General features: G+C 50.6%; 13 protein-coding genes. All 13 read left to right on the forward strand.

Features of this window, described 5'->3' with window-relative positions; translation table 11 throughout:
• Positions 1-58 precede the first annotated feature (58 nt).
• The 13 genes from cobI to BUA14_RS07350 all read left to right on the forward strand — a co-directional run bounded on the left by cobI (position 59) and on the right by BUA14_RS07350 (position 12950).
• Entirely contained in the window at positions 59-802 is a 744-nt protein-coding gene (cobI, locus tag BUA14_RS07280) for a precorrin-2 C(20)-methyltransferase (protein WP_072771988.1), read from the forward strand.
• Positions 803-1213: 411 nt separating this feature from the next.
• Positions 1214-2029 (forward strand): precorrin-4 C(11)-methyltransferase, encoded by an 816-nt coding sequence (gene cobM, locus BUA14_RS07290; protein WP_072771989.1) that lies wholly within the window; start codon positions 1214-1216, stop codon positions 2027-2029.
• Complete coding sequence (locus tag BUA14_RS07295) at positions 2026-3150, forward strand: cobalt-precorrin 5A hydrolase (protein ID WP_072771990.1); 1125 nt, start codon at positions 2026-2028, stop codon at positions 3148-3150. The genes cobM and BUA14_RS07295 overlap by 4 nt, the downstream gene beginning before the upstream one ends.
• 26 nt (positions 3151-3176) lie before the next feature.
• A complete protein-coding gene (cobJ, locus tag BUA14_RS07300; RefSeq protein WP_242954602.1) occupies positions 3177-3863 on the forward strand; it encodes a precorrin-3B C(17)-methyltransferase in 687 nt (228 codons plus the stop codon).
• Positions 3860-4645, forward strand: a complete 786-nt coding sequence (cobK, locus tag BUA14_RS07305; RefSeq protein WP_072771992.1) for a precorrin-6A reductase — start codon at positions 3860-3862, stop codon at positions 4643-4645. The genes cobJ and cobK overlap by 4 nt, the downstream gene beginning before the upstream one ends.
• Complete coding sequence (locus tag BUA14_RS07310; RefSeq protein WP_072771993.1) at positions 4635-5003, forward strand: sirohydrochlorin chelatase; 369 nt, start codon at positions 4635-4637, stop codon at positions 5001-5003. Before cobK ends, BUA14_RS07310 begins: the two co-directional genes overlap by 11 nt.
• Complete coding sequence (locus tag BUA14_RS07315; RefSeq protein ID WP_072771994.1) at positions 5000-5638, forward strand: precorrin-8X methylmutase; 639 nt, start codon at positions 5000-5002, stop codon at positions 5636-5638. The genes BUA14_RS07310 and BUA14_RS07315 overlap by 4 nt, the downstream gene beginning before the upstream one ends.
• 15 nt (positions 5639-5653) lie before the next feature.
• On the forward strand, positions 5654-7198 hold the full coding sequence (locus BUA14_RS07320) for a cobyric acid synthase (RefSeq protein ID WP_072771995.1): 1545 nt from the start codon (positions 5654-5656) through the stop codon (positions 7196-7198).
• A gap of 5 nt (positions 7199-7203) precedes the next feature.
• Positions 7204-8169, forward strand: coding sequence for an adenosylcobinamide-phosphate synthase CbiB (gene cbiB / locus BUA14_RS07325; RefSeq protein ID WP_072771996.1), 966 nt, complete (start codon positions 7204-7206; stop codon positions 8167-8169).
• Positions 8170-8895: 726 nt separating this feature from the next.
• A complete protein-coding gene (locus BUA14_RS07335) occupies positions 8896-10320 on the forward strand; it encodes a cobyrinic acid a,c-diamide synthase CobB (RefSeq protein WP_072771997.1) in 1425 nt (474 codons plus the stop codon).
• A 2-nt stretch (positions 10321-10322) separates the two neighbouring features.
• A complete protein-coding gene (locus BUA14_RS07340) occupies positions 10323-10883 on the forward strand; it encodes a cob(I)yrinic acid a,c-diamide adenosyltransferase (protein ID WP_072771998.1) in 561 nt (186 codons plus the stop codon).
• On the forward strand, positions 10883-11872 hold the full coding sequence (locus BUA14_RS07345; RefSeq protein WP_072771999.1) for a GHMP family kinase ATP-binding protein: 990 nt from the start codon (positions 10883-10885) through the stop codon (positions 11870-11872). The genes BUA14_RS07340 and BUA14_RS07345 overlap by 1 nt, the downstream gene beginning before the upstream one ends.
• Entirely contained in the window at positions 11814-12950 is a 1137-nt protein-coding gene (locus BUA14_RS07350) for a pyridoxal phosphate-dependent aminotransferase (RefSeq protein WP_072772000.1), read from the forward strand. Before BUA14_RS07345 ends, BUA14_RS07350 begins: the two co-directional genes overlap by 59 nt.
• Positions 12951-13223: the final 273 nt, after the last annotated feature.

Raw genomic sequence — 13223 nt, forward strand, 5'->3', positions numbered from 1 at the left:
GAAAAAGCACTGCAGAACTGCAAACTGGCTGCGAGACGAGGAACTAAGGAGGAACAAAGTGAAGAAGGATAGGAATGAAGACAAAAACACAGTAAACATCCTGATCGGGGAAAAGGCCAAATTCTATGGGGTGGGTGTAGGACCAGGGGACCCTAAGCTCATTACCCTGAAGGCCGTGGAAATATTACAAGCTATTCAAGTCGTCGCCATACCCAAATCCAAGATGGAGCGGGAAAGTGTCGCCTGGGAGATTGCCCAGTCACACTGCCCCTCCGGAGTCAGCATTTTAGAGCTGGAAATGCCGATGACCGCCGACGAAAGCATACTCCAGGCCGCTTGGCAGAGTGCAGCGGAGAAGATTGAGGCGGAGCTCGGTCAAGGGCATTCGGTTGCCTTCCTTACTTTAGGTGATCCTTCCTTATACAGTACCTATAGTTATTTACTGACCATTCTAAGAGAGCGGCTTGAGCCGGACCAAATAGAGACCATCCCAGGGATCACGGCTATGGCCGCTGCCGCTGCCCGAGTAAATTGGCCTTTAGCCACGGGTGATGAGCCTCTGATTGTTTTGCCGGGGATTGAAGGTTTAGAGGAGTATGAACGATACCCTAATCTCGTCTTAATGAAAGTATCGCGGAATCTGCCCGATGTACTGAATCATATCCAAAGAACCGGGTCACAGGCGGTTTTAGCTACCCGGGTAGGTCAGGCGGGGGAAGAGATTCGTTTGCTCGATCCGGAGGAAGTGCTGGAAAAAGTGGACTATTTAAGTCTTGTGCTTTGCAGGAAGCCTCAATCGTGAGCGAGATAGTTTGAAAGATATTGTCTCCAGGATTTTGTTTTACATCGTTCGCTCAATGAGCTGCGCGGACAAAACTAACGCGAAAAGCCAGCCGCTCCGTCGGGACGCCGGCCAAATCGCTCCTCGAAAGCACTGCTTTCGCACTTGTTCTCAATGGCCGGTTGGAAACGTCCTGTTTCCAACCCGACTCCGCTGCAGTCTTTTTGCGAAGTTTTGTTTCCGCTCGCTTAAATTCGCTCTCTTTTGTAAAACAAAATCCTTGGGCAGTTTTTCAAGTATTTGTTCAAGAATCTTTTCAGGACTCAGCTCAAGACTCAGTTCAGGATTCGGCTCTGGACTCGGTTCAGGACTCGGCTCTGAAGGTGCGTTGTGCGTAAAGCTACGCGACTTGGACAAAATTTTGGATACAGAATGATAAAGAGAAGGACAGGAGTGAAAAGCTTGGCTGAGAATACTAATTCTGACTTGGGTCAGGTTCTCTTTGTGGGAGCGGGTCCCGGGGATCCGGATTTAATCACATTAAAAGGCAAAAAGGCTCTTGAAGAAGCCCAGCGGGTTATTTATGCGGGCTCCCTGGTCAACCCGGATATACTGCAGCATTGCCGGGAGGGCATAGCTTTATTTGATAGCGCCGGATTAACCTTGGAAGAGACTGTCGCCATCATGGCGGAAGGGGTGCAAAAAGGGGAAAAGGTCGTTCGCCTGCACACCGGCGATCCTAGTGTCTATGGAGCTATCCAGGAACAGATGCAATGCCTGGAAGAAAAGGGTATTGCTTACGGGGTGATTCCGGGAGTGAGCTCTGTGTTTGCTGCCGCCGCTGCGGTAAAAAAGGAGTTTACCCTGCCGGAGGTCAGCCAGACCCTGATTCTTACCCGGCTGGCGGGAAGAACCCCGGTGCCGGAAAAAGAAGATTTGGCATTACTGGCTCAACATCAAGCCAGTATGGCTATTTTTCTCAGTGTGCAGGATATAGGGGAAGTGGTGGCGACCCTGAGGAAAGGATATCCTCCCCATACGCCTGTGGCTGTCGTGTATCGTGCCAGCTGGCCGGATCAGCACATCCTGGAGGGCACTTTAGAAACCATTGCCGATCAGGTAAAAGAGGCAGGAATCCGTAAACATGCCCAGATTCTTGTGGGAGACTTTCTCCGGGATCAAGGAACCCGTTCTAAGCTGTATGACCCGGAATTTACTCATGAATACCGGCAAGGACGTTCTACATGAAAACAGCCATTGTGGTGCTGAGGGACCAAGGCTTAAAGACAGCCTGCCGGATTATGGGAAAGTGGCCTGAAGAGGAAGGGGTCTCCCTCTATCTGCACCGGCGCCTTCAGGGTCAGGAACACGTTCAGGAAACGGAAGAAGTGAAAGAAGCGCCCTCTGGCCTCACTCCTCATTATTTTGATAAGCTGAATAACGTTCTGCCTGAATTGTGGGAAAGCTCCTCTCTCTTGATCTTTATCATGGCTACGGGGATCGTCGTTCGCCATATTGCCCCTTTTCTGCAGGGGAAAGATCGGGATCCGGCCGTATTGGTGCTGGATGAAAAAGGCGAGTTTGTCATCTCCCTCTTATCCGGTCATTTAGGAGGAGCCAATGCCTGGGCGAAATCCGTAGCTCAGTGGCTTAATGCCCAACCGGTGATCACCACGGCTACAGATGTTCAGGGGTTGACCGCACCTGATGAGTACGCCCGACGTTTCGGCTGGTCAGTCGAACCTTTATCAGGTCTGAAGGAAGTCAATTCTTTGCTGCTGGAGCAGGGGTATCTCAAGGTCTGGACCGATTGTCTACCTGAGGAACACCCTTTGCGTCAGGATCCTCATTACCGTTTTCTTCGAGATAATGAAAAAGAACATGCTCAGCTATGGATTACAGCAGAACAGGTGTCTGGGAATAAGATGCCTGGCCATGGGCAGCTTCGGGAAAAAAGCAGACCCCTGCGTTTGCTGCCGAAGATTTACGGCATTGGAGTAGGGTGCCGCCGGGGAGTAAGCCGGGAACAAGTGATGGAAGCCATTGAGGGAAGTCTTAAGCAAATAGGGATCTCCCCAAAGAGCATCCGGGGGTTATACAGCATTGAATTAAAAGCGGATGAAGCAGGAATTATCAAGGCAGCCCAAACCCTGGGCATACCTTTTCATACTTTTTCAGCCCAAGCAATACAGAGTATGAATGAGCAGCAAGGGTTAAGGCCATCGGAGTATGTGAAAGAGAAGATTGGAGTGGATGGTGTATGCGAAGCAGCGAGCTTACTGGGAACGAGTCAGGGGGAGTTAGTTCTTCCCAAGCAGAAATGGAACGGGGTCACGGTGGCCATCAGCAAGGCAAGATCTATGTGGTAGGGATTGGTCCCGGGGATGCGGAGCATATGACCCAACGGGCTCAGTCGGTATGGAATGAAGTGGATGTGGTTGCCGGGTACAAGACCTATATTGATTTGATTCGCCCCTGGCTGGCCGATAAAAAAGTGGTGGCTACCGGTATGCGCCAAGAGATTGATCGTTGCCGCGAAGTCGTGGAGATCGCTTTGGCGGGCCAGTCTATCGCCCTGGTCAGCAGTGGCGATGCGGGAGTCTATGGCATGGCGGGGATTCTGATCGAATGTCTGGAGGAAAAAGATGCCCTGGATATATCTCTGGAGATTATCCCGGGAGTAAGTGCTGCCAATGCTGCCTCATCCCTGCTGGGAGCACCTTTGATGCACGATTTTGCAGTCATTAGTCTGAGTGATCTGCTCACGCCCTGGGAGGTTATCCAAAAACGCGTCAAGCTGGCTGCTGAAGGGGATTTTGTGATGGCCATTTATAATCCTAAGAGCAAAGGCCGTCAGGATCAGATTGAATGGGTTCGTCAGGCTGTACTTGACTATCGTGATCCCCAAACCCCTGTGGGAATTGTCAGAGAAGCGCTGCGTGGAGAGTCTCAAGTGATCATCACCACTCTGGCAGAGTTTACCCAATCCCCTATTGACATGTTGACTACGGTCGTCATCGGCAACTCTCATACCCGTGTCATCGGTCCCTATATGGTAACGCCCAGGGGATATATTCTATGAGATTATTTGTTCTGGCGGGAACCGAGGATGGCAGGGAATTAGCCTTGGCCTTGCAAGAACGCGGTCATGAGGTCCTGGTTTCAACCTTAACGGAATACGGCGCTGAACTGGCTGAACGTCAGGGTCTTCGTACCTGTTCGGGTGCTCTGGATCAAGATTCCCTGATGAAGATTCTGCAGGAACAGGCAATTCATGCCCTGATTGATGCCACCCACCCTTATGCTCAGAATATCCGGAATTTAGCCCGGTGCGTGGCCGGTGAATGCAATCTGCCCTATTTCCGCTGGGAGCGCCCTTCGGGAGCTTATCCTGTTCACCCGCTCCTTTATTTTGCCGCCACTATTGAGGAGGCTGCCCGATTGGCAGCCCAACAGGGTAAGCGGGTCTTTCTAAGTACCGGAAGCAAAAATCTCCGGGACTGGATGGAGAGCCCGGAATTAAAGGATTGCCAGTTATATGTTCGGGTGCTTCCCACCTCCCAGGTTCTCAGCCAATGTGAAGAGGCGGGATTGAAGCCTTACCAGATTATTGCCATGCAGGGGCCGTTTAGCCAAAGATTCAATGAAGGACTTTGGGAGCAGCTAAACATCGATGTGGTGATCACCAAGGACAGCGGTGCCGTCGGTGGTACGGATGAGAAGGTCCAGGCCTGTCTGCAGCTGGGCATTCCCATTATTGTGTTGAAACGGCCCCAGGAAGCCCAACCGGAGATGGCGGCAGAAAAAGATACAGCGACGATTGAAGAGTTTATGAGAAAGGTGGAGGAGCATTGTGAAAACTGAATTTTTACTTTTAGGTCATGGGAGCCGCCGCCAGGAGGCTAATCAAGGATTGATTGAGGTGGCTCATAAAGTCAGCAAGATCCTGGGGGAAGAAGTAACCCCGGTTTTTATGGATCATGACAAGCCCAGTTTACCCGATGGAGTCCTGGAAAAAATTCAAGAGGGTGCCAAGAAGATTATCATTATGCCCCTCTTTTTATTTCGGGGCATGCATGTTACCGTGGATATCCATGAGGAGATTCGTGAGATTAAGGAACAATACCCTGATGTAGAGATCTTATTCGCCAATGAACTGGGTGCCGATGACGTCATTGCTCAATTGGCGAGTGTAAGAATCAAGGAGGCTTTGGGGGCATGAAAGGATTTATAACCGACCCGCTGGAAATTGAGCGGGAAAGCATGCGGATTATTCACGGATACTTGCAGCAGGACTGGACTGAGCAGGAGTTAAAAATCGTGGAGCGCTGCATCCATACCAGTGGGGATCCCACCCTGGAATCGGTGATCCGTATTCATCCTCAGGGGATTGAGGCCGGGCTTAAGGCTCTGCAGCAGGGGGCTTCGGTGATTACCGATGTGGAAATGGTCAGAGCAGGAATTGCCAAGAAACAATTGACTCAGTTAGGGGGCGTTGCAGAATGTTTTCTCAGTGATCCCCGGGTTGCGGATCAGGCTGCCGAATGGGGGATTACCCGCTCCATGGCGGCCCTGCGTTTGAACAAAGAGCGTCTGAAGGGGGCTATTGTGGCTATTGGCAATGCTCCTACCGCTTTGCTGGAGGTACTGGAGTTAGCCCAGGATCCTGAGACCCGGCCGGCCTTAGTGGTCGGCATACCGGTTGGCTTTGTGGGAGCCAGAGAATCCAAGGATCTGCTTTGGAATGAGCATCAGGAGCTTCCTTCCATTACAATCCTGGGGAATCGGGGGGGGAGCCCCTTAGCGGCAACCTGTGTCAACGCCTTGATCTATCTCGCCGTAAACCGGGAGATCTAAAAATGAGGTGAGAGAATGAGTGAAAAAAAAGCAGCTGCCCGGCTGATGATCCAAGGGACTTCTTCTAATGTAGGAAAAAGTGTTTTAGCAGCGGCTTTTTGCCGGATATTTTATCAGGAAGGGTATCATGTAGCACCCTTCAAAGCGCAAAACATGGCTTTGAATTCCTTTATTACCCGCTCCGGAGGAGAGATGGGCAGAGCTCAGGTGGTCCAGGCTCAGGCTGCAGGGTTGGAGCCTGATGTGCGGATGAATCCTGTTTTGCTGAAGCCCACGGGACATACGGGCTCCCAGGTGATTGTTCTGGGCAAAGCCCAGGGGACTCTTTCTGCCCTCAAATATCATGGCGATTATCAGAGAAAAACCTGGCCCATTGTGGAAGAAGCTCTCCATGAACTTATCGAGGAACATGAGATTGTGGTCATTGAAGGTGCCGGGAGCCCTGCAGAAGTAAATCTCAAGCAAAATGATATTGTCAATATGCGCGTAGCTAAGGAAGCGCAAGCTCCCGTGCTCCTGGTGGCAGATATTGACCGTGGGGGAGCTTTGGCTTCTGTGGTCGGCACCCTTGAGCTCCTTGAGCCCGAAGAACGTCAATTGGTCCGGGGAATTGTGATGAACAAATTCCGCGGGGATATTAAGCTTTTGCAGCCGGCCCTGGATTTTCTCGAAGAGCGAACCGGAATTCCTGTGGTGGGAGTCGTCCCCTTCTATGATCAATTCAAGATCCCGGAAGAAGATTCCGTGGTTCTCGAAGAACAGAATACAAACAAACGGGATCAAAGGAAGAGCCGGGATGAAGCATTGGATGTGGCGGTCATTCGCTTACCCTATCTATCCAATTTCACGGATTTCGATCCTTTTGAAGATGAGCCGGATGTCAACCTCCGCTATGTCAGAGAGCCTGCCGAGCTGGGGCAGCCGGATTGTGTCATTATCCCCGGAAGTAAAAATACCTTATCGGATCTGCGCTTTTTATGGGACAGCGGCCTGGGTGAGAAAATTATCAAGTTCTGGCAAGAGGATATCCCTATTATTGGCATTTGCGGCGGCCATCAAATGCTGGGACGAATCGTCCGGGATCCTTTGGGTACGGAATCCGACTTGAAGGAAATCGCAGGGCTGGGCATTCTTCCTATGGAGACCGAGTTTGAGTTGGAAAAACATACGGTGCAAAGCCGTGGCAAGGTCGTGGGAGGGGAACTGTTCCTGGCACGCTGTCAAGGGACCGAGATCATCGGTTATGAAATTCATATGGGGCGTTCCCAGGGAGAAGGCAACCCTGTTTTTGAGATTGAAGCCCAGGAAACGGCCTATGGAGATGGTATGTCGGCCGGCAGTGCCTTGGGAACTTACCTCCATGGGATATTCGATAATGATCCCTTGCGAACCGCGCTCCTGGAATGGCTTTGGGAGAGAAGAGGGGGAGCGCGCCCGGTGGGCAGGACCATGTCCCAGGCCGCAATTCGTGAGCAGGCTTTTAATGAATTGGCGGACTGGGTAAGAAATAGTATGGATATGGAAAAAATTCGTGCTATGATGGGTCTGCACAAAGGATGATGTTCATGATATTAATGCTTCATCCCATAGCTTTCGGTTTAGGATTTCTATGGGATCAAGCCGTGGGTGATCCGCCCAAATGGCCTCATCCCGTTATCTATATGGGGAAGGCAATCGCTTGGTATGATAAGCGTTTCAATCAGGGGAGCCCCCGGTTCCGGCGTCTCAAGGGGGCTCTGCTTACCCTGGCCCTGGTGATAGGAAGCTATGCTTTGACAGTAGGTGTCATTGGAGGAGCTAAAGAAATCTCCGCGGTTTTTGGCCTTATTATTGAAGTGCTTCTTCTTGGCTCCACCCTGGCCGGCAAATCTCTTCTGGAGGCCGGAAATCTGGTGCTTACCCCATTAAGGGAAGGGAAAATCGATGAAGCGCGTAATAAGCTGGGTTGGTTTGTCAGCCGTGATACCGCCCAATTGCCGGAAGGGGAAATAGTTCGGGGTACGGTGGAGACCTTAGCGGAGAACTTTGTAGACGGAATCCTTTCCCCCCTATTTTATATGCTGATTGGCGGCGCACCCTTGGCGATGGCTTTTAAGGCCGTAAGCACTCTGGATTCAATGATTGGCTATCGCAATGAGAGTTATGAGGATTTTGGCTGGTTTGCCGCCCGGACCGATGATTGGGCGAATTATCTGCCGGCCCGTCTCTCTGTGGGCATTCTCTTGCTGGCCGGCTGGTTTTATAAACTGCCGGTAGGCCATGCCCTAACCATCTGGCGCAGGGATGCCAAAACCCATCCCAGTCCCAATGGCGGTAATCCCGAGAGTGTCGTCGCAGGGTTGCTGGAAATCCAGCTGGGAGGGAAGAACATCTATCATGGTCAGGTTCACCACCGGGCTGAGATGGGTGATCCTCTCCATGAGCTGACCTGGCGTGATATTGAGCGATGTCGGAAGCTAGTCCGGTTGGGGACTTGGATCAGTTTTGCGCTCATCCTTTCGTGTATAGTTCTTGTCAGTAGCATTAGGTGAGCGATCTCCAGGATTCTTGCTTTACACCGGTCGCTCCATAAGCTGCGCGGACAAAACTACCGCAAAAAGCCTGCCGCTCCGTCGGGTCCCCGGCCAAATCGCTCCTGCTCAATGGCCGGTTGGAAACTCCTGTTTCCAACCCGACTCCGCTGCATGCTTTTCGCGAAGTTTTGTTTCCGCTCGCTTAAAGTCGCTCCCTTTTGTAAAGCAAGAATCCTTGGGCTGCTTTTCGGGCTTGAGCGCGACGATGTGGGAAATGCGGGGAAAGTGGCCTGACCCAAGCCGCTTTTCAGCCTTGCCGATGCCGCTTGCGGCATGGTCGGCTGACTTGGGAAAGCCGCTGGAGATGGCCCCAGAGATGACCTCAGAAAAAGCTCATAAAAGATCCAAGAGAAGCTAAAAGGACCCCAAAGCGTAGCTTTGCGTACAAGAGGGAACGGCTTTAGCGGAGGAGTGGTCCGGTGAACGAGGCTTTCTTAACATAGTGGAGCCACTGGTTCACATGCAGAGAGCAGCGGGGTTTGGCGGAGCTGTTAAGAAAGCGAGTGAACCAGCTCCGGAGCTATGGAGTGACCGTTGTGCGTGAAGCTACGCGACCCGGACGAGCTCAGTCACCAGCCAGCGCCACGCTCTGAAAAGACTTGCAAACACAGCTCAAATGCAGCCTGAACAAAGCCCAAACGCAGCCCCCTACCCCCAAAATCTTTTACTAAAGAGGTGAAAACAATGCCCTATCCCCTGCCTCCCCGTATTCTTATCGCCGGAACCCATAGCGGCGTCGGCAAAACGACTATCGCTACAGGGATTATGGCTGCTCTGGCTCAGAAAGGACTGCCTGTACAGCCCTATAAAGTTGGTCCCGACTATATCGATCCCAGTTATCATACTTTGGCTACGGGCCGTTCTTCCCGAAATTTAGACCGCTGGATGCTTAGAGAAGAATTAATTCCGATTTTTGCAAGAACTTCTCAGGATTGCTGGGCGGTCATCGAAGGAGTTATGGGACTTTTCGATGGGGTATCCGGAACAAAAGGGTATGGAAGCAGTGCGGATATTGCCAAACTGCTGGATGTCCCTGTGGTCCTGATTGTGGATGCGGGCAATTTATCACGCAGTGCAGCGGCTATAGTCCATGGCTTTTGCACCTTTGATCCTGGGGTCAAGATCGCCGGAGTCATTCTCAATCGGGTGAAATCTCCAGCCCAGGAAAGCTTGCTGCGTGAAGCCCTTAGTGAAATTCAAGTCCCCATCTTGGGAGTGCTGCCTAAGGAAGAGGGAATTCGTTTGCCGGAACGGCACCTGGGACTGGTCCCTTCTCAGGAACAAGCTTTCCGGGACAGTTTTTTTGAGGAGCTGATCAGCGTGGTGGCCCGCACCATTGACTTGGAACAGATCCAAAGAATTATGCAGCAAAGGGTTATACAGGAAGCTCCGCCGGAAAAGCCGTCTGTCGCTGAGCTAACTTGCCCTAAGGGCACCGCTCCATGGGGCGGAGAACCGAGTAATCAACATCCCCTGCGCTTGGGAGTGGCCAGGGATGAGGCCTTTTCCTTTTACTATCAGGATGCTTTGGATTGTGCAGAGAGCCTGGGGTTTGCCTTGGTTCCCTTCAGCCCTCTTAATGATTCGTCTCTGCCGGATGGATTGGATGGGCTCTTTTTTGGCGGCGGATTCCCGGAGCTGCATTTAGAAAGGCTCAGCCAAAACCAGAGTTTTTTGGAATCCTTACGACAGTTCTCCCGATCAGGGAAGCCTATCTACGGGGAGTGCGGGGGATATATGTATCTGGGCACCCAAGTTACGGATTTCGAAGGCAGAACCTACCCCATGGCCGGACTGATTCCCATTGCGGCGGAGATGGCGTCAAAGCTCCAGGGCATGGGCTACCGCCAGGGAATCTTTCGCCGGGATAATTTTCTGAGTAAGGCAGGAAATAGGGTCTACGGTCATGAATTTCATTATTCAAAAGTAAACTATTTAAGTTGTGACGATGAGGTTTTTCCTGCTTTCGAGCTGGTTAAAGGAAAAGAATCCCTAAGAATGGACGGCTATGCACGGGATAATATCGTGGCCTCCTATCTTCATATCAACTTTGCAGGGCAACCGGAGCTTTTACAACATTGGGCGGAGCATATACGGCAAGGAGCATAGGCATGATTCGAGTGTATACAGGCAAAGGAAAAGGGAAAACCACTTCAGCCCTGGGGGAGGCCCTGGTGGCACAGTCACAGGGTATTAAAGTTCTGATGGTTCAATTCCTCAAAGGAAGTACCTATATGGGCGAGCTTTATACCATGGGGCGTTTAGGTATACCCTTAATCCAATTTGGTGTAGGCTGCCGTTGGTCGGGTATGATTCGAACAGGCTTAAGGCATTGCAGCGGCTGTGGGGAGTGTTTTCGCCAGAACCGGGATCCGAATGTTGCTCTGCCTCTTGTGGCACAAGGAGTCGAGTTTCTCAAGACACAGATTGAAGAAGGAGATTGGGGTCTTATTATTCTTGATGAAGTGAGTCATGCCCTGAATAAGGGATTCCTGGAAATAGGGATACTGCACGAACTGATCGGGCTAAAGCCTGAAGGCCTGGATTGGATTTTGACCGGGCGGGATATGCCCGAGGAGTTACTTCCCTTTGTGGAGCATTGGTGGGAGCTTAATCCCCTTAAACATCCTTTGCAAGCAGGGATACGCAGCCGAAGGGGGATTGAATACTGATGAAGGGATTAGGTTGGGCGAAATGCCCCGGAACCTGTGGAGAATGGGTTCAAGGAGCGAAAGACGGCACCCCTTTTTTAGTTGGTTGTCCCATCAACCGGTTTGTGGAGGCAAAGGCGGAAATTCTTTTTTCGGAATCCGTCAATGGGAACAATTCCGGCCATCAGCAGGAGCCTAAGGACTGGATTTGGAAACTTCCCAAGGGTAAAGAAAAGACCCGCCAGGCCTTGGAGCGCTTTGCCAGGATTCAGAATCTGCCCCCTTTGACAGGCAAGATTCATATGCAATCCCAATTGCTCATCGGCAAAGGCATGGCCAGCTCCACTGCGGATATGACCGCAGCGGTCAGCGCGGTAGCTCAGGCTTTAGCCATATCTTGGCAGTCTGAGGAACAGGCGCGTTTAGCCTTGGCCATAGAGCCTTCTGACCCGATCATGTTTCCGGGAGTTACGGAATTAGCTCATGGAGACGGCACTTATATTAAATTCCTGGGACCGAAGATTTCGGCTCAGCTGCTGATGTTGGATGGAGGGGGATTTTTAGATACGCTGGCCTTTAATGCCCGCAGAGATTTGCCGGGTCATTATCGCCAGTATGAAGGTAAGATCAAGAGCGCTCTGGCTCTTTTTTATGAAGGGATGGCGCAAAGAGATTTAGAGAAAATCGCCCAAGCCGGCACCATAAGTGCTCGTTGCAATCAGGATATTAATCCTAAACCCTTTTTTGAGGAGTTTCTCGCTTGGACATTAAGCAAAGGAGGGCTAGGGGTCATTACGGCTCATAGCGGAACCCTGCTGGCGGGGATTTTTCCCCCGGACTTCTCCACAACTGAAAAAAAGAATCTCGAGAGAGAAAGCCGTATTCAATTCCGGCCAGGTTTAGTGGAATGGGTGGAGACTTATGATGGCGGTACTGAAGGAGGGGTTATGAATGCATGGCGGAAATCTGTTGGACGCCTCGGCACAGTATGGGAGAGAGAACTTTATTGATTTGTCCGCTAATATTAATCCATTTGGTCCTCCTCAGGGAGTTTGGGAAGCCCTTCAAAAAGGAGTTGCCAACATAATTCATTACCCTGATCCGAATTATCGGCGTCTCCGGGGAAAGATGGCAGAATATTACGCTCTTAACGATGAAGAGATACTTCTGGGCAATGGAGCCGGTGAGTTGATTTTTCTGATTCTCCACGGTCTCCGCCCCCGCAAAGTGCTGATACCCCAACCGGCCTTTAGTGAATATGAACGGGCGGCCCTGGCCTGTGGCGCAGAGGTAAATAAGCTTATCCTTGGCGTAAAGGGGTGGGGGGAGCTTTCTTTTCAGGACGAAGAAAGTCATAGAGAATGGGAGCAAGCTCTCGCCGAAAACGAGTTGGTGTTTATCAATTCACCTCATAATCCTACCGGTAGTGCCCTGTCGAAACAGCAGTTTGAAGTGATTCTCAACCTGGCCTTAAAACATCAGACTTGGGTTGTTTTAGACGAATCTTTTGTTGACTTTATGGAGGATGAGACCCGCTGGTCAGGCAAAGCGTATTTACGAAGGTATCCTAATCTGTTGGTGTTATATTCTTTAACCAAATTCTATGCTATTCCAGGACTGCGTCTGGGGGCAGTCTTTGGGGCCGCCAAACTACTTGGCCGTCTGCAGGAACAACGGGACCCTTGGGCTGTTAACAGCTTGGCGGAAGAAGCCGGGCTGGCTGCTTTGGCTGATGCAGAATATGGGAAGCGGGTAAGGGAGCTTTTGCAAGCAAGCAAAGAGTCATTTTACCGGAGTTTTGCTGAAGGGAGCAAGGAAAAGAAGTATTCTGATCTGCGTTTATATTTCAGTGAGGTTAATTTTGCCCTGATTCAAGTCTTAGAAGCGAAAGATTCAGGTACCGATCGGGGCGATGCCGGCAAACGGAAAAAAACCCTCATTCAGGAATTGGGGAAACAGGGAATCCTGGTCAGGGATTGCGGAAACTTTGCGGGGCTGGAAGGAAACTATATCAGGGTGGCCATCAAAGATCAGGAAAGTATGAACTCATTATTGGCAGGTTTTAAGATGCTGGATAACTCCTGTTAATTATGATATTATAAAGAGGATTGAAAAGATTTCCATGTGGATCTGTACAGAGGTAACTAATGAAAAAATAGTGTAATTGAGGCAGGCTGATGTGGGAGATCTTAAAAGCATCAGCCTTTTTTAATCCATAAAAATGTCTTCACAGCAACTATTTTCGTAGAAAACTAAAAAATTCACATAAACTCTGGACGTATTTATTTTTTAGATTTATAATAAATATAAATAGGTTCTTATACATAGTATATGATAATTAAGAAAGGTAAGGGGGAAATA

The organism is Desulfitobacterium chlororespirans DSM 11544 (assembly GCF_900143285.1).
In the GTDB taxonomy this organism is placed as follows: Bacteria; Bacillota; Desulfitobacteriia; order Desulfitobacteriales; family Desulfitobacteriaceae; genus Desulfitobacterium; species Desulfitobacterium chlororespirans.